We start from the raw sequence: 21,620 nt of genomic DNA, 5'->3' as shown, positions 1-21,620 counted from the left end.
CGTCCCACCTCACCCGACGGGTGCACGATCGCCCGGCACGACCTCGCGCGCCACGCGCACGTGCATCGGGCGCGAGGCGCCCACCCCGCAGGCGAGGGCGCACCCGCACAACACCAGCATCAGCACGATCGGCACGGTCCACCCGTCGGTCGCCTGACGCAGCGCCCCCGCGGCCAACGGCCCGAACGCGGCGAGCACGTACCCGACCGCCTGGGCCATCCCGGACAGTTGCGCGGCCGTGTTCGGATCCGGCGAGCGCAGCACGATCAGGGTCAGCGCGAGCGAGACCGCACCGCCCTGCCCGAGCCCCAGGAGCACCGCCCACACCCACGCCCCGCCCGTCGGCGCGACCATCAGCCCCACGTAGCCGGCCGCGACCAGCCCGATCGACGCGATCACCAACGGGCTCTGGTTCCGCATGCGACCGGCGATGATCGACCCCGCGAGCGAGGCCGGGATCTGGACGAACGTGTTGAACGCGAAGATCGTCGCCGCGGTGCCCTTGCCCATCCCGTGGTCGGTGAGGATGGTCGGCATCCACGCCAGCAGTACGTAGAACAACAGCGACTGCAGGCCCATGAAGCCGGTCACCAGCCAGGCGAGCGGCGACCTCCACAGACCCGGCACGTGCGGCATCGCCGCCGCGACGCTCCCGCGCCGGCGGCGCACGTGCGGCAGCCAGACCGCCACCGCCGCGAAGGCGAGCAGCGCCCAGACGCCGAGCGCCGGCTGCCAGCCGTGCCCGATCGCCTGCTCCAGCGGCACCGTCGCGCCCGCCGAGACCGCCGCGCCGAACACCATGGCCGCGCTGTACACGCCGATCATCGCCGCCGCCCGATGCGGGAACTCGCGCTTGACCACGCCCGGCATCAGCACGTTCAGCACCGCGATCCCGGCGCCCACGAGCGCGCCGCCCGCGAACAGCGCGGTCAGGTCGGGGATCACCCGCAGCAGAATCCCGACGCCCACCACGACCAGCGCGCCGAGCAGCACCGTCTCGGTGCCGTACCGGCGGGCCGCGACCGGCGCGAGCGGCGAGATCAGGCCCAGGAACAGCACGGGTATCGCGGTGATCAGGCTGCCCGTGGTCGCGGACAGGTGGAACACCTCGCGCAGTTCGCCCACCAGCGGGGACACACTGGAGAGCCCGGCCCGCATGTTGAGCGCGATCAGCACAATGCCGGCGAGCAGCAGCGCGCCGCCGGTCGCCCGCGCGGTACTCGTGCCGGTCCGGCCGGACTCGCCGGCCGGGGGTATGCGCAGTTCGGTCGTGCTCATGCGTCGTGCTCCATGGGGTGGTGCCTTGTCGGGTGGGGCTTCGCCGGGTGGTGCTTCGTCGGGTGGTGCTTCGTCGGGTGGGGCGGGTGAGGCCTCGTCGGGTCGTGCAGCAGTGCGTCCAGGGCGACCACGGCGGGTTCGAGGATGCGCCGCACGGCGCGTTCGGCCGCGTCCGGATCGCCCGCCTCGATCGCGTCGGCCAGCGCCACGTGCAGGGCGTGCGAGGCGTCCGGCAGGGTGCCGTCGCCGACCACCGCGCGGATGCTGCGCCACAACGAGTCGCTGAACCAGCGGTAGGTGGAGACCATCGCCGAGTTGTGCGACGCGATGGCGATCGCGGTGTGGAAGGCCACGTCCTGCTCGACCAGGTCGTCCAACTCGCCCTCGGCCACGTCGCCCCGGTCGAAGTCGTGCGGCTCCGGGGTATCCGCGCTGCCGTCGGCCGCGCCGCGCCGGTTCAGGGCGGCCCGGATCCGGTCCAGATCCGCGGCGTCCCGGCGCTGTGCGGCGAGCCGGGCGGCCTCCACATCCAGCGCGCGGCGCATCTCGAAGATGTCCCGCAGGTCGGCGTGTTCGATCCGGCGGACCAGGTCGCCGGGGTCGGTGGTCGAGCGTACGTAGGTCCCGTCGCCCTGGCGCGACTCCAGCATCCCGGCGTGCACGAGCACGCGGATCGCCTCGCGCACGGTGTTCCGGCCGACCCGGAGCCGCTCGGCGATCACGCTCTCGCTCGGGATGCGCGCGCCGATCGGCCAGGTGCCGGCCGTCAGTTGGGCGCGGAGCTGGTCGATCGCGTCGTCGACGAGGGACCGCCGACCGGCTGCCTGGAGCGACATGGACTCTCCCGAATTCGTGGGGTTGCCCAGTCATCCTACAAGTAGTTGTGCAGTACATGCGATAGGGCGGCGAAAAGCCGGCGTCCGCGGCCCGTGGCCCGCGCACGCCGGCTTCCCCTCCGACCCGATCCGACCGGTACGCCGGTGCGGGTCGGTGCGGCCGGCGCGGCCGATGAGACCGGTCCGACCGATGCGGCCGATGCGGCCGATGCGATCCGCGATCGTCGCGTCACGCGGCTCCCCGCAGCGGCGTGCCGGCGGCCTCGACCGTGCCGTAGACCTCGGCCAGCAGTCGGTACGAGCGCTCCCGGTCGGCCGGGTCGTGGGTGAACGTGTTGACCACCAGTTCGTCCACCCCGTGCCGGTCGGCCAACTCGTCCAGCCCGGCCCGGACCCGCTCGGGCGTCCCGGTCAGCAACGCACGCGCGTTGTGCCCGGCCCGCTCGCGCTCGGCGCCGGTCCAGCGGTGCGCGCGGGTGCGCGCCCGGTCCGGAAAGGGCTCGTCGAAGCCGAGGTCCTTGCGGCTGCGCCAGAGCAGGTACGCCGAGCCCAGTTCGCTCGCGTCGGCCTCGGTGTCCGCGACGATCGTGCGGACCGCGAGCGCGGCGCGAGTACGGTCCGCGCCCGCCGGCCCCGCGCGGAACGTCTCCAGCGCGCCGACGCCGAGCCCGGGGTTGAAGAAGTGCGCGAACGCGAAGTGGGTGCCCAGTTCGGCGGCCAGGGCGGCGGATCGGGTGCCCGCGCCGAGCAGCCACACCGGCGGCGGGACGTACCCGGGGTAGTCCTGCGCCGGGTCGCCCAGGTGCCCGAGCAGTTCGGCCACCTGCTGCGGGAAACGGTCGGCCGGGCCGCCCGCGCGGCCGATCCCCAGGTCCACCCGGTCCGGATACAGCGCGGCCAGCACCCGGAAGACCTCCGCCGGCTTGGCCGGCGCGTAGCGCGGCAGCAACACCCCGCCGCTGCCCACCCGCAGCCGCCGGGTTTGCGCGAGCAACGTCGCGACCAGGACCTCGGGCGCGGTGCCGGCGAAGCTCGGTGAGCCGTGGTGCTCGGCCACCCAGTAGCGGTGATAGCCCAGCCGGTCGACGGTGCGGGCCAGGTCGAGGGTCGCGGTGAGCGCGTCGGCCGGCGTGCCGCCCGCGGGGATCGGCGACTGGTCCAGGACGGAGAGGCGGATGGACATGATCAGGCTCCATTCTCGGTGAGGAAGGTGTGTGCGGCGCTCTCGCCGTGAGCAGTGCTCTCATCGTGTGCGCCGCTCTCAACGTGAGCGCCGCTCTCATCGTGAGCAGCGCTCTCGCCATGAGCAGTGCTCTTGCTCTCAACACGAGCAGCGCTCTCGCCATGAGCCGCGCTCCCAACATGAGCGGCGCTCTGCCCGTGAGCAGCGCTCTTCCTGTGAGCAGTGCTCTCATCGTGAGCAGTGCTCTCGCCATGGGCAGGTCTCTCGCCACGGGCAGCGCTCTCCCCGTGAGCAGTGCTCTCAACGCGAGCAGTGCTCTCGCCATGGGCAGGTCTCTCGCCACGGGCAGCGCTCTCCCCGCGAGCAGTGCTCTCAATGCGAGCAGTGCTCTCACCAAGAGCACTGCTCTCAGCCCACCCCGCGCCCCCAGGAACCCGCTCGGCACCCGCCGGTCGCGTCGTCGCCGGGACGATCCGGAAGTCCCGCAGGAAGACCAGGTTGTGCAAATCGGCGGCGGCGATCGCGCGCAGCGTGGGCAGTTCCTCGGCGGCCTGCTCCGGGGTGAACACGTTCAGCGGCCACTCCCCGATCGTGCCGCCGCGCAGATGCGGGTGGTGGAAGCCGGCGCCGTAGACCGCCCGCAGCGTGATCGGCGGGACGCCGGCCGCGCGCTGCTCGGCCCAGGACAGCGCCCAGATCGCCTCCAGGCCGCCGTCCGACGCGCGCCGGACGCCGGTCGCGGTGTACTCGCCGGAACCCAGCAGCAGGTCGGCGTCCAGTTCGGCGAGCGCCCGGCGGGCCTGCGGGTCGAGCAGCGCGACGGCCGCGCCGAACAGTCGTTCCTTGTCCCGGCGCGAGACCACGTCGCCGTGGGTGCCGTCGCGCAGGTCCGCGAAGTGCCGCAGCAGAGCGGTGGTGTTCATCGGGTCCTCCTCGAGGACGCGGTGCGGTGGGCCGCGGCGTACGCGGTGCCCAGGCGGTGTCGGAAGGCCGGGTCGGTCAGGAAGGCGCCGTGCCCGGTGCCGGCGAGTTCGTGCAGGTCGGTCGGGACGCCGGCGGCGCGCAGTCGGCGGGCGTAATCGCGGACGTCGTCCACGACCGGGTCGAGCGAGCCGACCGCGAGGATCGCGGGGGCGACCCCGGCGAGGTTCTCGGCCTCGTCCGGCGTGCTGTACAGCGGTCGCGAGCCGGCGGCGGCCGGGTGGGTCGGCGCCTCGCCCCGGTACGCCCGCCAGGCCGAGCCCAGCGCGGCCCGGGACGGGAAGGCTCCCGGCCGGCCGAGGTAGGACCCGGCTCGGCATCCGGGGTCGATCGGCGGATAGGCGAGCACCTGCGCGGCGAGCGGCCGGCCGAGGTCGCGCCGGGCCAGCGCGGCGGACGCGGCGATCGTCGCGCCGGCACTGTCCCCGCCGACCGAGACGTGCTCGGCGTCGGCCCAGTCCAGCACGGTGAGGACGTCGATCAGCGCGGCGGGGTGCGGGTGTTCGGGGGCCAGTCGGTAGTCGACGCCGACCACGGTGGTGGCCGCGATCCGGGCCAGGTGGGCCAGGGCCGGCGCCCAGTCGGCGGTGGCTCCCGAGCGCCAGCTCCCACCGTGCGCCCAGACCAGCAGGCCGGCCGAGCCGGTTCCGCCGGCAAAGATCCGGACCGGAACGTCGTGCTCGGCGCCGGGAACGATGATCGTCGGCGGCAGGATGTCGGGAGTGATACGGGTCACGGCCATGACAGACCTCCTCGGTCTTGTCGTGTCGCCTCGGGCGTACGAAGAGCGGGACGAAGCGGCGCGGGGCGGGGCGGCGGGACAGCGGCGGCGCGGGACGGCGGCGCGGGCGCCGGCAGGTGCACGCCGAACCGCCGGTCGGCGCTCAGGCCGTCGTCCGCCGACCCCGACGCGGCGCCAGGAACAGTCCCGCGAGCAGCGCCCCGAGCAGGACCAGGGCCGAGTCGATCAGGATCGCGACGGCGACCCCGGACAGGACCGCGTCGGGTCCGGTGCTGCCGAGCGAGCTCATCCGCGCGGTGGCGATGGCGCTCATGATCGGGATGCCCATCGTGATGCCGACCTGCTGGGTCATCGTGGCCAGACCGGTGGCCAGGCCCTGCTCGGCGTCCGGCAGGCCCGAGGTCGCGGTGACCATGAAGCCCACGATCATCAGCATGTTGCCGATGCCGCCGACGAAGGTCGCCGCGAGCAGCAGCCAGATCCACCCGCCGGAGCTGCCGAGGGCGACCAGCGACAGCGTGGCCAGGGCCTGGACGACGCCGCCGACGACGATCGTGGCGCGGGTACCGAACCGGCCCACCGCCCGGCCGCCGAGCGTGCCGCCGATGACCGTGCCGATGCCCAGCACGCCGAACGCGAGCCCGGTGGCCAGCGGCGAGTAGTCCAGGACCTCCTGGAGGTAGAGCGTGAGCAGGAAGACCAGCGAGGTCTCGGTGACGAACGCGATCAGGCCGGTGATGTTGCCCCACAGCACGGTGCGGCGCTTCATGATGCCGACCGGGACCAGCGGCGAGGCGGAGCCTCGCTCGATGAACCAGAAGGCGACCAGGAGTCCGGCACCGGCGATCAGCGCCCCGAGGGTGGTGGGCTCGCCCCAGCCCTCGGCGCCGGCCTGGGTGAGTCCGAAGACGAGTGCCAGCAGACCGCCGGTGACCGCGATCGCGCCGGGGACGTCCAGCTTGGGCCGGTGGGTCGGCCGCGAGTCGGTGATCACGGACGGCGCGAGGATCAGCACCAGCGCGGCGACGGGGACGTTGACGAAGAACGCCCAGCGCCAGGACAACATGTCGGTGAGCAGGCCGCCCAGGATCGCTCCGGCGGTGAAGCCGGCCGACATCAGCGCGCCGTTCAGGCCCAGCGCCCGGTCCCGCAGCGGTCCCTCCTTGAACGCGGTGGTCAGCAGCGACAGGCCGGCCGGTGTCACCGCGGCGGTGGCCAGGCCCTGCAGCACCCGCGCGGTGAGCAACATCTCGGGCGACGTGGCGAAGCCGCCGAGCGCGGAGGAGGCGCCGAGGAGGGCCATGCCGCCCAGGAACAGTCGCTTGCGGCCGAACAGGTCCGCGACGCGTCCGAAGAGCAGGGTGAATCCGGCGGCGGTCAGCGCGAACGCGGTGGCCACCCACTGGAGGTTGTTCAGGGAAAAGCCGAGGCCCTCGCCGACCACGGGCAGTGCGACGTTCAGAATCGAGAAGTCCACCGCGATCATGAACTGGGCGCCGAGGAGCAGGGTGAGGATCAGCTTCTGCTGTCCGGTCATCCGGTCGCCGCGCGATTCGGGCGAGGCGTCGGGCAGGGCGTCGGCCGATGTGGCGGGCGGTGCGGCGGGCGTGGCCTCGACGGGCCTCGCGCGGTGATCGAGCGTGGACATGTGCGTCTCCCGAGATGCTCTAACGGGTCTGCTTTCCCGTTAAGATGTCTCGAAGGTAGCACGATGGATCGACTTAATGGAACAGGAGTCCCGTTATGACTTCGGATGGTCTCGCCGGCGATCCCCCTCCCGGCTCCTCCGACCGCTCTTCGGGATCGGCCGGGACATCGGCGGATCCGGGCACGGTCCGACCCGGCGGACGCACCGCCCGGGTCCGCGAGGCGGTGCTGCGCGCGACCGGGGACCTGCTCGCCGAGCGCGGCTTCGCCGGTCTCGACCTGGCCGATGTCGCGCAGCGCGCCGAGGTCGGCAAGACCACCGTGTACCGGCGCTGGGGCAACACCGCGGGCCTGGTCGCGGACCTGCTGGTGGACATGGCCGAGAGCTCGGTGCCGCGCGCCGACACCGGGTCGCTGCTCGGCGACCTGCGGGCCAACGCGCACCTGGTGCGCCGCACGCTCACCGACCGGCGGCAGGGTGCGCTGTTCAAGGCGGTGATCGCCGCGGCGACCTGCGACGCGCGGACCTCCGAGGCGCTGCACGCGTTCTACGCGACCCGGATCAAGGAGTGGGCGCCCTGCGTCGAGGCCGCGATCGAGCGCGGCGAGGCGCCGCCGGGCACCGACCCGCACGAGGTGATCCGGGCGGTATCGGGACCGCTGTACTACCGGCTGCTGGCCAGTGGCGACCCGCTGGACGAGGCCAGCGCGGAGCGCGCCGCGACGGCCGCCGCGGCCGCGGCCCGGGCGGGAGCGTACGTCCCGTAGCCGACGGGCCGGCCGGCCCATGCGCCGGCTCCGCTCGGTCGGGCACGTATGGTCGACGGATGCGTTTGAGCACTGTGATCCTCCCGATCCACCGCTGGGCCGAGGGCCGAAAGGTCTGGCGTCGCGCCGAAGACCTCGGCTTCCACGCCGCGTACACCTACGACCACCTGTCCTGGCGCAGCTTCCGTGAGCGGCCCTGGTTCGGCGCGGTGCCCACGCTCACCGCCGCCGCGACGGCCACCGAGCGGCTGCGTCTGGGCACGATGGTCACGTCGCCCAACTTCCGGCACCCGGTCACGCTCGCGAAGGACCTCGCGGCGATCGACGACATCTCCGAGGGTCGGCTGATCGCGGGCATCGGCGCGGGCGGCTCCGGGTTCGACGCGACCGCCCTGGGACAACAGGAGTGGACCGCGCGCGAGCGCGCCGACCGCTTCGCCGAGTTCGTCCCGCTGCTGGACCGGTTGCTCACCGAGCCGGCGGTGACCGAACAGGGCACGTACTACACCGCCCACGACGTCCGGATGATCCCGGCCGGTCGGCGGAGCCCGCGCCTGCCGATGTACATCGCGGCGACCGGACCCCGGGGCATGCGGCTGACCGCGCGGCACGGCGAGGGCTGGATCAGCTACGGCGACCCGCGCGACCCCAAGGCCGTCCCGGCGAAGGACTGCCCGGCCGTGATCGCGGGCCAGTTGGCGCGGCTGTCCGACATCTGCGCGGAGGAGGGCCGCAAGCCCGACGAGCTGGAGAAGGTCCTGCTCCAGGGCTCGACGCGGGAGCGGCCGCTGGACTCGGTGGACGCGTTCGTCGACTACGCGGGCCGATACCGGGAGGTGGGCATCACCGAGCTGGTGCTGCACTGGCCGGTGCCGGACTCCGTCTTCGAGGCGGACCCGAAGGTCTTCGAGCGCATCGCGACCGAGGGCCCGGCCCAACTCGACTGAGCCGATCCGTCCCGAAGGGTCGGTCGACCCGGCCCCCCGGACCGGGCGAATCGTTTCTGAGCGAGGATGTACCCGTGACGATCACGAATCGCCCACGCCTAGTGGCCACCGACCTCGACGGCACCATCGTGCGCGACGACGGATCCATCTCCGAACGCACCCTCGCCGCGCTCGAACTCGTCGAGTCCGCCGGCGCCGAGGTGGTCTTCGTGACCGGCCGGCCGCCGCGCTGGATGAGCCGCGTCGCGGAGGTCACCGGCCATCGCGGCCTGGCCATCTGCGGCAACGGCGCGGTGGTCTACGACCTGCGCGCCGAACGTGTGGTGGGCACCCACACGATGGACGTGACCGCCGCGCGCAAGGTGACCCGGCTGCTCCGCGAGGCGGTGCCGGACGTGTCCTTCGCGGTCGAGACCGAGACCGGCTTCATGCACGAGCCCGACTACCCCGCGCTGGAGCGCGACGTGTCGATCGTGCACGCGGTCGGTCCGGTCGAGGAGCTGCTCACCGGGCCGGTACTCAAGCTGCTCGCCCGGCACCACAGCCTGGATCCCGACGTGTTCCTCGCGCTCGCCCGGGACCGGGCCGGCGCGTACGCGGAGTTCACCCACTCGTCCTCGATCGCCCTGGTCGAAATCAGCGCGCTGGGGATCAGCAAGGCCAGCACGCTGGCCTGGTTCTGCACGCAGCGCGGGATCCGCACCGAGGACGTGGTGGCGTTCGGCGACATGCCCAACGATCTGCCGCTGCTGGCCTGGGCCGGACAGGCGTACGCGGTGGCCAACGCGCACCCCGACGTGCTCGCGGCGGTGATCCGGCATACCGGGAGCAATCAGGACGACGGCGTCGCCCAGGTGCTGGAGAAGTTGTTCGGCTGAGCCGATCGCGCGTCGCCCGGTATCGGTGTACGCGGCAGCCGCCTCCTCGAACGCGTGACAGCAAAGACACGCTTACGCATGAAGGTTGCACAGTGTAGTTACACGATCGCTTTCCGTGACATAGATTGACGCCCGTGTACATCCCCTCCCGGCCAGGGTCCCCACTGGCTGTGACGATCGATCGCTACCGGGTCGGCAAGGCACTCTCGTTCCGACCCATCGCCGAGGGCCTGCTCAACCGGGGCTACGAGGTCGTCACCACCAGGGGACGCTGGTTTCTCAAGCACTATCTGAACCAACGACCCGACACCATCCGCTTCCAGCACCGCACCACCCAGCGGCTCGCCGCGTGCGGGATACCCGCGATCCCGCCGGTGGCCGACCGACACGGACGCACCGTACTCACCTCGCGCGGACGCTGGTTCGCGCTGTACCCCTGGGTGGACGGCGAGCACCGACGCGGCACGGAGCTCGACGCCCGGGGCTGCGCGCGGGTGGGCGCGCTGCTCGGCGGCGTGCACGTGACGCTGCCCAAGTTGTTGCCGCCGATCCAGCAGCCGCTGCTGGTGCCCACCGCCGACCCGCACGAATCACTGGCCACCGTCGAGCGGCTGCTCACCCGGATCCGCACCCGGCCCGGCCCGAACGCCTTCGACCGGCTCGCCGAACTGCGCCTGATCGAGCGCCGCGCGATGCTCCTGCGGTACGCGCACCGGCGACCACGCGACCACGAGGCGCCGGGAACCGGCTATGTGCACGGCGACTTCCATCCGCTGAACCTGCTGTACCGCGCCGGCGAACCGGTCGCGATCATCGACTGGGACCGGCTCGCGGCGCTGCCCGACACCGAGGAGCTGGTCCGGGCCGCGTTGATCTTCTTCACCGACCCGATCTCCGGCACGCTCGACCTCGAGCGGGTACGCGGCTTCGTGAACGGCTATCGCGCGGTCGTGGATCCGGGGCCCACCCAACTCGCCGCCGCCGTGCACCGGCTGTGGTGGGAGCGACTGAACGACTTCTGGATGCTCACCCGGCACTACCTCGAGCACGACCCGCGCTGTGCCCCGCTGTTCCCCGCGTCCGCCGCACTGATCGTGTGGTGGACGATGGCCTACGACGAGGTCCTGAAGGCGTTCCTGGGCTGACGAACCGGTCCCACACGAGAAAACCCGCGCGCGCCACCGATCGTGGCTCGCGCGGGTTTCGCGTCTTCGACCCGGAGGTCGCGCGACTTTGCCGTCGTGCGGCCCGGAGGTCGTACGGCCCGGAGGTCGTACGACTCGGCGGGCGTACGACTCAGGGGGTCGTACCGCTGCCGCCCGCCGGATTGCCCCCGGCGGCGGCGCCGCCCGAGTCCGGCGGCTTCGTCTCGCCGCCGCCCTTGGTCGAACCCGGCGGCGCGGTGGCCGACGTGGTCGGCCGGCTCGTCTCGGACGGCTTGTTCGACGCGGTCGAGGACGGCGTGTGCGACTGACCCGAGGTCGTCCCGCCCGGATCGCGCGTGCTGGACGGCGGCGCCGTCTGCCGCCACGTCTGCGTCGGATTGGACGGGGTCGCGCCCGACGTGCCCTTGGTGTTCGCGTCGGGGCTGGGCTGGTTGTTGTTGTTCCCCGGTTGCGCGCCGCTGTCGTTGCTCACCGACACGGCGGGTCCGGCCGGATCGCGGTTCGAGGGGCTGTCCCCGTCCCCGGGCAGGCCCTTGACCAGGAGCACCGCGCCGACCAGCACCAGGATCACCGCGAGCGCGGCCACCAGGTAGAGCGGCAGCCTGCGCCTGTGCGCCGGCTCCTGCGGCAGGATCGGCAGCGGTCCGGTGCCGCCGTCGTTGGCCGGCTGACGCTGCTGCGACCCGGTGCCCGGCTGCCCCGCCAGCGGCGGCATCGCCGCCGTCGCGTCGGTGGAGCCGGTGTGCGCCGGGGCCGCGGAACCCGCGGCGACCTGGCTCCACGAACCGAACTCGGGCCGGCTCTGCTGGGTGGGCACCCGCGGCGGAACCGCGACCGAGACCTGCTGACCGGCGAGCGCGCGACGGATGTCCATCCGCATCTCGTCGGCCGTCTGATACCGGTCGTCGGGGTTCTTCGCCAGCGCCTTCAACGCGATCGCGTCCAGGTGCGGAGGCACCCGAGGATCCATCATCGACGGGGGACGCGGCTCGTCCTGGACGTGCTGGTACACCACCGACAGCGGCGTGTCACCGTTGAACGGCGGACGCAGCGCGAGCAGTTCGTAGAGCAGGCAGCCGCTGGAGTACAGGTCGCTGCGCGCGTCGACGGTGCGGCCCAGGGCCTGCTCCGGCGACAGGTACTGCGGCGTGCCCATGACCATGCCGGTCTGGGTCATCGTGGTCGCCGCGCTGTGCATCGCGCGGGCGATCCCGAAGTCCATCACCTTGACCGCGCCCGAGTTGGTGATGATCACGTTCGCGGGCTTGATGTCGCGGTGGATGATGCCGTGCCGGTGGCTGTACTCGAGGGCCTCCAGGATCCCCTCCGTGACCCGGAGCGCCTGCTCCAGCGGTATGGGGTTGCCCTCGCCGAGCAGTTCCCGGACCGTGCGGCCCTCGACGCACTCCATCACGATGAACGGCACCAGTTCGTCGCCGACCTGGTCCTCGCCCGTGTCGTAGACCGACACGATCGCGGGGTGGTTGAGCGACGCCGCGTTCTGCGCCTCGCGGCCGAACCGCGAGCGCGCGACCGGATCCTGCGCGAGGTCCGGGCGCAGCGTCTTGACCGCGACGGTGCGACCGAGCCGCACGTCGTGGGCCATCAACACCTCGGCCATGCCGCCTCGGCCGAGTTGGCGGCCGAGTTCGTAGCGGCCGGACCCGACCGTCTTCACCTGTGTGCCGGACGTCTCACGCTCGTCCGGTCCCGTCGGCGCGGTCATCGCTCCTCGCCCTGCGCGTCGGGGCGGCCCCGCCGGGGCCGCCGAACTGTGGCGATGGCGTCCGCCGCGAGCAAGGGGAAGCGGAAAGCACCACGGGAGCGGGGGAGCACGACGGTTCCAACGATCGGCCGGCCACAAAGGCACGCCGATTCGGGCGTCAGGGTTGCGGCCGGGGACTCGGAGCTCATCCTCGACAGTCCCCTCACGTGGCGCCGGGGCGTTGGCCCGCGCCGGTGTGCAGATGAAATGTGGTGCATCCTCGCGTCAAGTCCCGAAACGATACCGGGATCAGCGGTACTCCGTGTGAATTGCCCATGGTAACGGGATTCCGGATCCCCGGCCGGTGCCTTGTCCGCCCCGGGCACCGCCCGCCCGCGGAATCCGGCCGACCCGATCAGCGCAGCATCAGGATCGAGGCGAGCACCGCCAGCACGCCCAGCACCGTCGCCGCGAACGCGGCGCCCGCACCGGTCTTGCGCCCGTACGCCCCCGGCGCGCTGTGCGCGCCCGCCGAACGGGCCCGGGGCCCGAACCCGGACAACACCCGCGCCCACGGCGGGCCGCCGGCGGAAGGGCGGGCGGGCCGCTGCGACGTCGGCGGCCCCGGCGGCCGCGCGGACCCCGCCGGGACGCCGGCGCCGTACAGGACCGAGTCCCAGACGTCCGCGGGCAGGATCCGGCGCACCGACTCGCGCATCCGCCCGGCGGTGTCGAAGCGCAGGTGGGGGTCCTTGCGCAGCGCGTGCAGGACCAGGTCGTCGACCGCGCCGGGCACGTCGGGCCGGTACACCGACGGCGGGGTCGGCTCCTCGCGCATGTGCCGATAGGCGATGTGCACCGCCGTACCGCCGTCGAACGGCGGCACCCCGACCAGCAGCTCGTGCAGCAGGCATCCCACCGAGTACAGGTCGCTGCGGGTGGACGCGGGATGCCCGAACGCCTGCTCGGGCGAGAAGTACTGCGGGGTGCCCATGATCCGACCGGGGTCGGTGAGCGCGCCGTCGGTGACGAACAGCGCACGGGCGATGCCGAAGTCCATCACCTTGACCGCGCCGCCCGGGGTGATCATCACGTTGACCGGCTTGATGTCGCGGTGCACCAGACCGCGATCGTGGCTGTACTCCAGCGCGTCCAGCACCTTCGCGGTGATCGCGAGGGCGCGCGGCCACGGCACCGGACCGTGCGCCTCCAGCAGATCGCGCAGGGTCAGCCCCTCGATCAGCTCCATCACGATCCACGGCACCAGCACGCCGTCCTCGCCCGGATCCGCACCGGTGTCGAACACCGAGACGATCGTGGGGTGGTTCAGCGCGGCCGCGTGCTCGGCCTCGCGGGCGAACCGCGAGCGCGCGACGGTGTCCTCGGCCAGGTCGCTGCGCAGGCGTTTGACCGCGACGAGCCGATCGAGCACCAGGTCGTGCGCCTCGTACACCACGGCCATGCCGCCGCCGCCGATCCGGCGCCCGGTGCGATACCGCCCGCCGCCGAAGACACGCCCGTTCGCCCGAGCCGGGTCTCCCGAAACGGTCACCGTCAGGCCGCCCTCCACGCCGCACGACTCGCGCACGACTCCGGCACGAATCGACCTACCGAAAAGCGCTCCCGTCGCACCGCCGACAGCCTGTCAGAGACGCGACGGGAGCGCACCGGGTCGGCGCCATCGAGCGCCGCTCCGGGGTGCGTCCCCTCCCGAACGCTAGAGGTAGGGACCCGACTGGGTGTGCGGCGGCTCACCCTGGCCACCGGGGACCACGCCGGGCGGGAGTGCCCGACGCATCGTCTCCAGTTGCGCGCGCGCCGCCATCTGCTGCGCGAACAGCGCGGTCTGGATGCCGTGGAACAGGCCCTCCAGCCAGCCCACCAGTTGCGCCTGCGCGATCCGCAGCTCGGACTCGCTGGGCACCGAGTCGTGCGTGAACGGGAGCGAGAGCCGCTCCAGCTCCTCGACCAGCTCCGGGGCGAGCCCCTTCTCCAGCTCCTTGATCGAGCTGGCGTGGATCTCCTTGAGGCGCACCCGGCTCGCCTCGTCGAGGGGAGCCGCGCGCACCTCCTCCAGAAGCTGCTTGATCATGCTGCCGATGCGCATGACCTTCGCGGGTTGTTCGACCATGTCGGTCACCGCGAGTTCACCGCCCTCTTCACCGAGGCCGCCGCCGAGCGCCATGCCATCCGGCCCGACGATCACCACCTGCGGGTTCTCACCATTCGCTTCGCTGTTCGGCGTGTCCATACATCTCATCCTAGGAGCGCCGGGGGCTCAAGCCGTCCTGCCGCGCACCACCGCACGCGATCGTGTCAAAAGCGCCGCGAGCAGGGCCGCGAGGATCGGCAGCACGAGCAGCGCGAGGCCCAATTGCGACCACGGAATCACCAGTTCGGGAGCGTGCAGCCGACTCTTGGCCTCGGCCGGCATCACATCCCACACGGCCGACTTCTGTCCTCGACGCACGACCACTCCCGCGAGTACGCCCGCCCCCAGTCCCAACGCGGTGCCCAGGAACGCGATCACCCCGCTCTGGAACGCGGACAACCGGCGCCGCACACTCGGCGGCGCGCCCACAGCACCGAGCGTGGCCAGGTCCTTCTGCGCGTCGGCCAGGGCCAGCCCGGTGGCCACCCCGGACGCGCCGACCGTGATCACCAGCGCGAACACCGCGAGCAACAACATCCGCGCGTCGCTCCTCGGCTGGAATCCACGCTCGACGAAGACGAAGCCGTGCTCGGAGACCTTCGCCACCTGCTCCTCCAGCCGCTGCTTCTCCGCGTCCGAGAGCGAGCGCCCGGCGTCGTAGACCATCCCGGCCGGTTCGACGACGGCCCCGAGTACGCGCGCCGCCTCCGGCGAGGCGAACATGCCGGACAGGCCGAAGGGCGCTCGCACCGACACCGCGGGCAGCCACACGCCCGGCGGTTCCGACCCGGCCGCTTCCGGGGAGGGTGCGCGGACCGGTCCGGGGCCGGAGAACACCTCCTGTGACTTGACCTCCACCTTGCCGTCCGGCCCGACGTACCCGTCCTCGAACAGGACGACCCCGCCGCGGGACAACACCTCGATCGCGCGCGGGTCGTCCGCGCCGGTCAGCTTGCGCAGCAGATCCGCGTCCCCGACCACCGACAGGAAGAAGCCGTTCTGGGCCCGTGTCTCGTATCGGCACCTGGGATCGTCACGCCACCGGTCGTCGCCGGGGGCCGGGCAGCGGGCCTCGGGCAACTTCTGCGGTCGGAAGGTGACGCACCTGCCCTCCTGGGCGCAGGGTCCGCCCAGCGTGCCCAGTGGTCCGCCCTTCGCGTCGGGCAGGATCCGCTCCACCGCCCGCCGGACATCCTCGACCTCACGCGCGCCCACCGCCGTCTCGCCCGGCATGCCGCCCCCCGGCACGCGCCCGGGGAAACCGATCAGGACGTGGTTCTCCTGGGCGTTGGGGCGGTACCTGTTGCGTTCGTCCGCGTTCTGGCTCGACCAGACCACCGCGATCACCACCGAACCCGCCACCGCGGCCATCACCGCCGCCACCGCCGGTGCGCTGCGCGGACGGCTGCGGGCCGCGTCGCGCAACGCCAATCGAGGGCTCAGCGGCAGGAACCGACCGAGTTTCGCGGTCGCTCCGATCAGTGCCGGGCAACACGCGACCAGGCCCAGTTCGGCCACCACCACACCCGCGACGATGACCTTGTCGTTCGCCCGATCCGCGCCGAACAGCGCGATGGCGACGCCGAGCCCGGCACCGACGACCCCGGCGATCGGCAGCGCGCGCGAGCCTCGGCGCACTCCTCGGCGGCCGGACAACGACGCGGCGATGTCCTCACGGGCCGCGAGCCAGGCCGGGATCAGCGCGGCGAGTACGCCGACCGCCACCCCGACCGCGCCGATACCGAGCAGTTCGAGCGCGCGCACGTCGTACCGGCCCAGAAGCCGGCCGGACTTCTCGGCGAACCACGGCCGCAGCAGGGCCGCGACCGCCATGCCCAGGGCCGTGCCGAGCAGCGCGCCGACCGCGCCGAGCACGACACCACCGCCGAGCACCACCCCGCCGATGTGCCGGCGACTGCCACCCGCGACGCCGATCAGCCCGAGTTCGCGCCGCTTGCGGCGGGCGCCCACCGCGAAGGCCGGGCCGGCGAGCAGGATCATCTCCAGCAGGCCCAGGCCCACGCCGATGCCGCCGAGCCTGAGCGCGCGCGAGTCGACCCACTGCCGCGGGCTCTCGTACCGCAACTCGTCGCTCGCGGGCGGATCCTCGAGTACCGCGGCGGACTTGACCAGGACGCCCTGCCGGTTCGCCTCCCCGACCATCGCCCACGACACCCCGCCCGGGACCCGGATCAGCTCGTCGACCTGCTCGGCGAACGAACCGCTCGCCCCCGGCAGGGCACGCATCGCGTCGAGCACCGCGCCCGGCCGGCCGATCACCATGGACTCGCGGAGGTCGTTCGGCAGATCGACCGTGCCGACGATGCGAAACGTGCGACCGGTGGACTTCTCGGTCAGGCGCCCACCGACCCGGTATCCGCCCGAACGACGCAGTTGCTCGGTGACGACCACCTCGTCGAGGGCTTGCGGGGCCCGCCCCCGACGCTGGAACACCATGCCTTCGGCGAGCGGCTCGGTGTAGTCGAACTCGCGGATCCGCACCTCGGTCCGACCGTGCTCCGTGGACACCGTCCCGTAGCCGAAGCGGTCGACCAGCCGCTCGGTCACCCCGGGAATCGCCGCGCTCGCCATCCGGGCGGCCGGCCGATCGGGGGATCCGCCGGCCGGGGGCGCTGTTTCGGGCTGCCCGGGCGGCTTCGGCCGCTCGTCGGCCGGGCGCCACTCGTCGCCTTCGGCGTTCTGTCGAATCGGGACGGTGGGCACCGAGGTCCCGTCGCCCGGCCGCTCCGAGGTGGTGTCCCGCACCACGGCGTCCGCCCGCCCCATCGAGCGCGAGATCACCTCGTCGGTGTCCAACTGCACGCTCCGCCAGGACACGTCGGCCGCGCTCATACCCAGAACCGGAAGCGCGATCATCGCGACGATCAGCGCGCTGCGTCCCTTGGCCCGCAGCGCGTCCCGACGGGCGATCCGCAAGGTCGCCCGCCACGAGCCCACGCTCATCGCGAACCACCCCGGGACAGCAGCGACTCGGCGTCGGCCGTGGGACCGGTGTCGTCCACGAGCCGACCGTCGCGCAGGAACACGATCCGGTCCGCCCACGCGGCGTGCCGGGCCTCGTGGGTCACCAGGACCACCGCGGCGCCGGCCTCGCACCGCGCCCGCAGCACCCGCAATACCGCCTCGCCCGTGGTCGAGTCGAGCGCGCCCGTCGGCTCGTCGGCCAGCACCAGTCGGCGCTCGCCCACCAACGCGCGGGCGATCGCGACGCGTTGTTGCTGGCCGCCGGACATGTCGTCGGGGAAGCGGTCGCCGAAGTGTTCGAGGCCGACCTCGGTCAGCGCCGCCTGCGCGGCCTGCCGGGCCCGGCGGATGGACACGCCGTCGAGTTCGAGCGGCAGCGCGACGTTCTCCGCCGCGGTCAGCGCCGGGACCAGGTTGAGGTCCTGGAAGACGTAGCCGACGCTGCGCCTGCGCAGCGCGGCCATCCGGCGCCGGTTGAGCCCGCCGAGTTCCCGGCCCTCGACCAGGACCTCGCCGTGGGTGGGCCGGTCCAGCCCGCCCGCGAGCATCAACAGGGTCGACTTGCCCGACCCGCTCGGCCCCATCACGGCGAGCATCTCGCCCGGCGCGACGGCCAGATCCACCTCGGCCAGGGCCTCGACGCGCACGTCGCCCCGACCGTGGATCCGGCCCACCGACCTGAGTTCCAATACCGGTTCCACTGTGCCCCCTGTGCCCGTGGTCATCGACGCGCCCCGCGCTTGCGGGTGGGCGCCGGCCGCTCGTTCGTCGAAGTCGGCGCCGGCGCCTGTTCGGCGGCCCGGCGGGCCAGCCGCGCCTCGCAGTGGTCGAGCCAGCGAACCTCGGCCTCCGCGTGGAAGATCAGTGATTCCAGGACGAGTTGCCACGCGAGATCGTCCTCGGCGGCGCGGGTCTTGAGCCGGGTGTAGTCCTGCAACGCCCGCAACGTGTGCGCGCGCTGTCCCTGGACCACCGACCGGACGTCGATCCCGGGCACCGTGACCGCCATCGCGAGCTTGATCGCGAGTTCGTCCCGGGGCGGGTTGGTGCGCGACACCGGCGCCTCGAACCACTCGCGCAGTTCGGCCCGACCCTTGTCGGTGATCCGGTAGAAGACGTGCCCCTCGTCGTCCTCGCCGTCGGGCGCGACGAGTTCGTCGCGGTCGAGGCGGCCGAGCGTGGTGTAGACCTGACCGACGTTGAGCGGCCAGGTGGATCCGGTCCGGGCCTCGAATTCGGTCCGGAGCTGATAGCCGTATCGAGGGCCCTGATCGAGCAGTGCGAGCAGGCCGTGCTTGATGGACATACCGAGTATGTATACCCGGTATGCTCGACAGCGCAAGACCGGCACGCGGTGGGAGCGTCCGGGGAAGCCGCTCGCGGACGGAGGCGAACGACCGGCGAACCAGGGTCAGCGGTCGTTGGAGGGGGAGCCGCCCCGGCAGTTGAAGTTGAACGTGTACCGCTCGGTCTGCGCGTTCGCGACCGGCTGGAGGATCAGCAGTTGCAGGACACCGCTCGCCTCACCGAACAGTTGCGGCGGGATCGCCCAGGTGATCGGAATACTCGCCTGGCGCGGACCGGAACCGGTGAAGTGCAGGATGTCCTGCGGGAGCACCAGCCCCCTCTCGTACACCCACTGGAAGACGATGTCGCCGGGCCCCGCCCCGTCCACGAGCACCGTCCCGACGAACGTCACCTGGTCGAGTCCGTTGCAGCGCACGTAGGAACCGTTGGCGCGGTCCGCGCTCAGTCGTACGTCGCTGACCCGAAACCGCTGACCCAACGGCGGCGGCGGAGTGGGCGTCTGGCCGCCGGAGCCGGTCGTCGCGGTGGTGCCGCCGGATCCACCGGACTGTCCGCCCGGAGCGGGAGTGCTCGTCGTGTTCCCGGTCCGGCCCCCGGAACCGGGCGCGTTCCCGGGTGGTGCCGTCACCGTCTCGGTCACGGTCACCGTGGGTACCGGAACGGGCTGCCCGCTCGCGGGCGCCGAGCCGTCGGGCGCGGGCGTGGCACCGCCGGTCGGCATCGGACCGGCCTCGATGCTCTGGTCCTGGGCGGGCAGTTGCGGCGGGATGTCGGCGGGCGAGGGCCCGCTCCGGTCGTGTCGGGCCTGCACGCCCGGGCCGGAGCCGCAGATGTTCGTGAGTACGAGCAGCGTGATCAGGGCCAGCGCGATGATCGTCGGGCCCAGCGGTATCCGCCGGTGAAACCCGCCGATCGACCACATCACGCCTCCTTCCCCCACCACCGGTCGGACGTTGCCGGAAGGTACCGCTGTATCACGATTCGCATCCTCGACGAGCCTGCACCCTTCATCCGCGATGCGCCAGACACACAGTCTGCCCGGCGGGACCGACGCCCATCCCGCCGGTCAGCGTCGTCGCGGCGCCGGGAAACACCGGACGAGCAGTCCACCGGCGCAGACGATACCGGCTCCCCCGAGGCCCATCAGAGTCAAATTCACAACGGATGGTCCGGTTCTGGGCAGCGTGGGCGGCGCATCGAAGGCCGGGGAGGTGACCGGAGCCGAGGTGTCGGTCGGTGCGTTCGGGTCGGACTCCATCAGGTAGCGCGCGACGACGCGGCCGCGGGAGCGCACGGCGTACACCCCGGGTCGATCGTCCTCGGTGATCTCCGCCCCCCAGGACCGGAGCGCGTCCAGGCCGGCGGCGCCGCCGATGAGCACGAGTTCGTGTTCGACGTCGAGCACCGCCCGGCCCGACTCGTCGGTCAGCGGGCGGGCGCCGTGCCGGGCCAGCCGGTCGAGCAGGCGTTCCCACTCCTGCTGCGTCGGCGCGTTCGTGACCGGGGCGGGGCGGGGCGGCCCGGCCGGCTCGGCCGGCGCGTCCACGTGCACCGGCGGATCCGGGCGCAACTCGGGCGCGGCCGGCGCCCGGCCGCGCGGGGACGCCCCCGGGTCCGGCTCCTCGGGCGGCGGCCGCGACCCGTCGACCGGGGTGGCCGAGGGTCCGGGCGACCCGCCCGCGAGCGCCGGGGCATCGGGCAGCGCCGGCGTACCGGGGAGCGCCGAGGCACCGGAGAGGACAAGGGCCGCCGTGAGCACACACCCGGCAGCCAGTCGACGCGCGAAGCCGCCGGGGGTAGGCATGCGGTCAGACTAAGGAAAATCGACAAAGGACCTATTCAGCGACATTCGGCGCAGTGGAATGGTCATCCGATTTTCATTCGTCCGGCGGAGGGTTCGGATCGACGCCCCGCGGACCGCGGCCACGGGCGCCGCCTCGCCCGAAGCACGACACCCGAAGCGCGACATCCGGAGCACACCGCCCGGACCACACCGCGCGGTCGCCTTGCCCGGACCGCGCCGGCACGTCGTCGGCCGCGCCGGCGGGCCCGTACCGCGTCAGCGCACCTTCAGCAGGACCTTGCCGATGTGGCCGCTCTCCTCGAGCACCCGGTGCGCGTCGGCCGCCTCGGACACCGGCAGTACCCGATCGACGATCGGCTTGACCCGGCCCGCGTCCAGGAGCGGCCACACGTGTTCGCGTACCGCCGCGACGATCGCGGACTTCTCCGACATCGGGCGGGCCCGCAGCGAGGTCGCCGCGACCGCGGCCCGCTTGGTCAGCAGCTTGTTGAGGTCCAACTCGCCCCGGGCGCCGCCCTGGAGGCCGATCACCACGAGCCGGCCGTTGACCGCGAGCGCGTCCACGTTGCGATCGAGGTACTTCGCGCCCATGTTGTCCAGGATCACGTCCACGCCGGCCCCGTCGGTGGCCTCGCGGACCCGGGTCACGAAGTCCTCGTCCCGGTAGTTGATCGCGACCTCGGCACCGAGTTCGCGGCAGCGCTCCAGCTTGACCGCCGAGCCCGCCGTGGTGAGCACCCGCGCGCCCGCGGCCGCGGCGAGCTGGATCGCCATCGTGCCGATGCCGCTCGACCCGCCGTGCACCAGGAAGGTCTCGCCCTTGCGCAGGTGGGCGACCATGAACACGTTCGACCAGACGGTACAGACCACCTCGGGCAGCGCCGCGGCCGTGATCAGGTCCATGCCCTCGGGCACGGGCAGCAGTTGGCCGGTGGGCACCCGGACCCGCTCGGCATAGCCGCCGCCCGCCAACAGCGCGCACGCCCGGTCGCCGACCGCCCAGCCGGACACGCCCGCGCCCACCTCGACGATCCGACCCGACGCCTCCAGGCCGGGGTAGGCCGAGGCGCCGGCCGGCGGCTGGTAGAACCCCTGTCGCTGCAACAGATCGGCCCGGTTGACCGCCGACGCGGCCACCTCCAGCAACACCTCGCCGGGTTCGGGTTTCTCGTCCGGGACCTCGGTCCAGGTCAGTACCTCGGGTCCGCCCGGTTCGGCAATCGTGATTGCAAACATGGCC

Annotated in this window: 19 protein-coding genes; 4 read left to right on the top strand and 15 right to left on the bottom strand. The window is 72.7% G+C overall.

The genetic code is table 11. From position 1 onward, the window contains the following. Positions 1–9: 9 nt before the first annotated feature. The 6 genes from ACWCPW_RS08030 to ACWCPW_RS08005 all read right to left on the bottom strand — a co-directional run bounded on the left by ACWCPW_RS08030 (position 10) and on the right by ACWCPW_RS08005 (position 6,557). Entirely contained in the window at positions 10–1,278 is a 1,269-nt protein-coding gene (locus ACWCPW_RS08030) for a CynX/NimT family MFS transporter (RefSeq protein ID WP_449760696.1), read from the bottom strand. Continuing rightward, positions 1,275–2,114, bottom strand: coding sequence for a FadR/GntR family transcriptional regulator (locus ACWCPW_RS08025; RefSeq protein WP_449760695.1), 840 nt, complete (start codon positions 2,112–2,114; stop codon positions 1,275–1,277). Before ACWCPW_RS08025 ends, ACWCPW_RS08030 begins: the two co-directional genes overlap by 4 nt. A 229-nt stretch (positions 2,115–2,343) precedes the next feature. Further along, positions 2,344–3,297, bottom strand: a complete 954-nt coding sequence (locus tag ACWCPW_RS08020; RefSeq protein WP_449760694.1) for an LLM class flavin-dependent oxidoreductase — start codon at positions 3,295–3,297, stop codon at positions 2,344–2,346. Positions 3,298–3,299: 2 nt separating this feature from the next. Further along, the gene (locus tag ACWCPW_RS08015; RefSeq protein WP_449760693.1) at positions 3,300–4,220 is read right to left on the bottom strand and encodes a hypothetical protein; all 921 of its coding nucleotides are present in this window, start codon (positions 4,218–4,220) and stop codon (positions 3,300–3,302) included. Then, positions 4,217–5,020 (bottom strand): alpha/beta hydrolase fold domain-containing protein, encoded by an 804-nt coding sequence (locus ACWCPW_RS08010; protein WP_449760692.1) that lies wholly within the window; start codon positions 5,018–5,020, stop codon positions 4,217–4,219. The genes ACWCPW_RS08015 and ACWCPW_RS08010 overlap by 4 nt, the downstream gene beginning before the upstream one ends. A gap of 142 nt (positions 5,021–5,162) precedes the next feature. After that, entirely contained in the window at positions 5,163–6,557 is a 1,395-nt protein-coding gene (locus tag ACWCPW_RS08005) for an MFS transporter (RefSeq protein WP_449760812.1), read from the bottom strand. Between the two features lie 206 nt (positions 6,558–6,763). Between ACWCPW_RS08005 and ACWCPW_RS08000 the strand changes: the two genes are divergently transcribed. From ACWCPW_RS08000 to ACWCPW_RS07985, 4 genes are all read left to right on the top strand, one after another. Continuing rightward, positions 6,764–7,435, top strand: coding sequence for a TetR/AcrR family transcriptional regulator (locus ACWCPW_RS08000; protein ID WP_449760691.1), 672 nt, complete (start codon positions 6,764–6,766; stop codon positions 7,433–7,435). A 59-nt stretch (positions 7,436–7,494) separates the two neighbouring features. Next, positions 7,495–8,382 carry an LLM class flavin-dependent oxidoreductase gene (locus ACWCPW_RS07995; RefSeq protein ID WP_449760690.1) on the top strand — a complete coding sequence of 296 codons (888 nt, stop codon included), beginning with the start codon at positions 7,495–7,497 and terminating at the stop codon, positions 8,380–8,382. 74 nt (positions 8,383–8,456) lie between these two features. Further along, positions 8,457–9,260, top strand: coding sequence for an HAD family hydrolase (locus tag ACWCPW_RS07990; protein WP_449760689.1), 804 nt, complete (start codon positions 8,457–8,459; stop codon positions 9,258–9,260). A 170-nt stretch (positions 9,261–9,430) separates the two neighbouring features. Then, positions 9,431–10,405: a phosphotransferase gene (locus tag ACWCPW_RS07985; protein WP_449760688.1), complete on the top strand. Its 975-nt coding sequence runs from the start codon at positions 9,431–9,433 to the stop codon at positions 10,403–10,405. 151 nt (positions 10,406–10,556) lie between these two features. On the opposite strand, the gene ACWCPW_RS07980 is transcribed toward ACWCPW_RS07985, so the two are convergent. From ACWCPW_RS07980 to ACWCPW_RS07940, 9 genes are all read right to left on the bottom strand, one after another. Beyond that, on the bottom strand, positions 10,557–12,152 hold the full coding sequence (locus ACWCPW_RS07980) for a protein kinase domain-containing protein (RefSeq protein ID WP_449760687.1): 1,596 nt from the start codon (positions 12,150–12,152) through the stop codon (positions 10,557–10,559). Positions 12,153–12,546: 394 nt separating this feature from the next. Next, entirely contained in the window at positions 12,547–13,683 is a 1,137-nt protein-coding gene (locus tag ACWCPW_RS07975; RefSeq protein WP_449760686.1) for a protein kinase domain-containing protein, read from the bottom strand. Between the two features lie 165 nt (positions 13,684–13,848). Then, entirely contained in the window at positions 13,849–14,382 is a 534-nt protein-coding gene (locus ACWCPW_RS07970; protein WP_395867663.1) for a bacterial proteasome activator family protein, read from the bottom strand. Positions 14,383–14,409: 27 nt separating this feature from the next. After that, positions 14,410–17,247, bottom strand: coding sequence for an FtsX-like permease family protein (locus tag ACWCPW_RS07965; protein ID WP_449760685.1), 2,838 nt, complete (start codon positions 17,245–17,247; stop codon positions 14,410–14,412). Then, the gene (locus ACWCPW_RS07960; RefSeq protein ID WP_449760684.1) at positions 17,244–17,993 is read right to left on the bottom strand and encodes an ABC transporter ATP-binding protein; all 750 of its coding nucleotides are present in this window, start codon (positions 17,991–17,993) and stop codon (positions 17,244–17,246) included. Before ACWCPW_RS07960 ends, ACWCPW_RS07965 begins: the two co-directional genes overlap by 4 nt. After that, complete coding sequence (locus ACWCPW_RS07955) at positions 17,990–18,574, bottom strand: PadR family transcriptional regulator (RefSeq protein ID WP_449760683.1); 585 nt, start codon at positions 18,572–18,574, stop codon at positions 17,990–17,992. Before ACWCPW_RS07955 ends, ACWCPW_RS07960 begins: the two co-directional genes overlap by 4 nt. Before the next feature lie 105 nt (positions 18,575–18,679). Continuing rightward, positions 18,680–19,498, bottom strand: coding sequence for a hypothetical protein (locus ACWCPW_RS07950; RefSeq protein ID WP_449760682.1), 819 nt, complete (start codon positions 19,496–19,498; stop codon positions 18,680–18,682). Positions 19,499–19,642: 144 nt separating this feature from the next. Continuing rightward, on the bottom strand, positions 19,643–20,380 hold the full coding sequence (locus ACWCPW_RS07945; protein WP_449760681.1) for a hypothetical protein: 738 nt from the start codon (positions 20,378–20,380) through the stop codon (positions 19,643–19,645). A gap of 255 nt (positions 20,381–20,635) precedes the next feature. Then, entirely contained in the window at positions 20,636–21,616 is a 981-nt protein-coding gene (locus ACWCPW_RS07940) for an NAD(P)H-quinone oxidoreductase (RefSeq protein WP_449760680.1), read from the bottom strand. Between the last annotated feature and the right edge of the window lie 4 nt (positions 21,617–21,620).

Source organism: Embleya sp. NPDC001921, from assembly GCF_053594475.1.
Note: the sequence above shows the minus strand (reverse complement) of the source record. Positions and strands in the feature narration are given on the sequence as shown.

Coding starts and splice junctions, on each gene's coding strand:
- ACWCPW_RS08025 (WP_449760695.1), bottom strand. CDS start 2,114: ATGTCGCTCCAGGCAGCCGGTCGGCGGTCCCTCGTCGACGACGCGATC.
- ACWCPW_RS07965 (WP_449760685.1), bottom strand. CDS start 17,247: ATGAGCGTGGGCTCGTGGCGGGCGACCTTGCGGATCGCCCGTCGGGAC.
- ACWCPW_RS07980 (WP_449760687.1), bottom strand. CDS start 12,152: ATGACCGCGCCGACGGGACCGGACGAGCGTGAGACGTCCGGCACACAG.
- ACWCPW_RS07940 (WP_449760680.1), bottom strand. CDS start 21,616: ATGTTTGCAATCACGATTGCCGAACCGGGCGGACCCGAGGTACTGACC.
- ACWCPW_RS08010 (WP_449760692.1), bottom strand. CDS start 5,020: ATGGCCGTGACCCGTATCACTCCCGACATCCTGCCGCCGACGATCATC.
- ACWCPW_RS08005 (WP_449760812.1), bottom strand. CDS start 6,557: ATGACCGGACAGCAGAAGCTGATCCTCACCCTGCTCCTCGGCGCCCAG.
- ACWCPW_RS08030 (WP_449760696.1), bottom strand. CDS start 1,278: ATGAGCACGACCGAACTGCGCATACCCCCGGCCGGCGAGTCCGGCCGG.
- ACWCPW_RS07945 (WP_449760681.1), bottom strand. CDS start 20,380: ATGCCTACCCCCGGCGGCTTCGCGCGTCGACTGGCTGCCGGGTGTGTG.
- ACWCPW_RS08020 (WP_449760694.1), bottom strand. CDS start 3,297: ATGTCCATCCGCCTCTCCGTCCTGGACCAGTCGCCGATCCCCGCGGGC.
- ACWCPW_RS07960 (WP_449760684.1), bottom strand. CDS start 17,993: ATGACCACGGGCACAGGGGGCACAGTGGAACCGGTATTGGAACTCAGG.
- ACWCPW_RS07955 (WP_449760683.1), bottom strand. CDS start 18,574: ATGTCCATCAAGCACGGCCTGCTCGCACTGCTCGATCAGGGCCCTCGA.
- ACWCPW_RS07950 (WP_449760682.1), bottom strand. CDS start 19,498: ATGTGGTCGATCGGCGGGTTTCACCGGCGGATACCGCTGGGCCCGACG.
- ACWCPW_RS08000 (WP_449760691.1), top strand. CDS start 6,764: ATGACTTCGGATGGTCTCGCCGGCGATCCCCCTCCCGGCTCCTCCGAC.
- ACWCPW_RS07995 (WP_449760690.1), top strand. CDS start 7,495: ATGCGTTTGAGCACTGTGATCCTCCCGATCCACCGCTGGGCCGAGGGC.
- ACWCPW_RS08015 (WP_449760693.1), bottom strand. CDS start 4,220: ATGAACACCACCGCTCTGCTGCGGCACTTCGCGGACCTGCGCGACGGC.
- ACWCPW_RS07970 (WP_395867663.1), bottom strand. CDS start 14,382: ATGGACACGCCGAACAGCGAAGCGAATGGTGAGAACCCGCAGGTGGTG.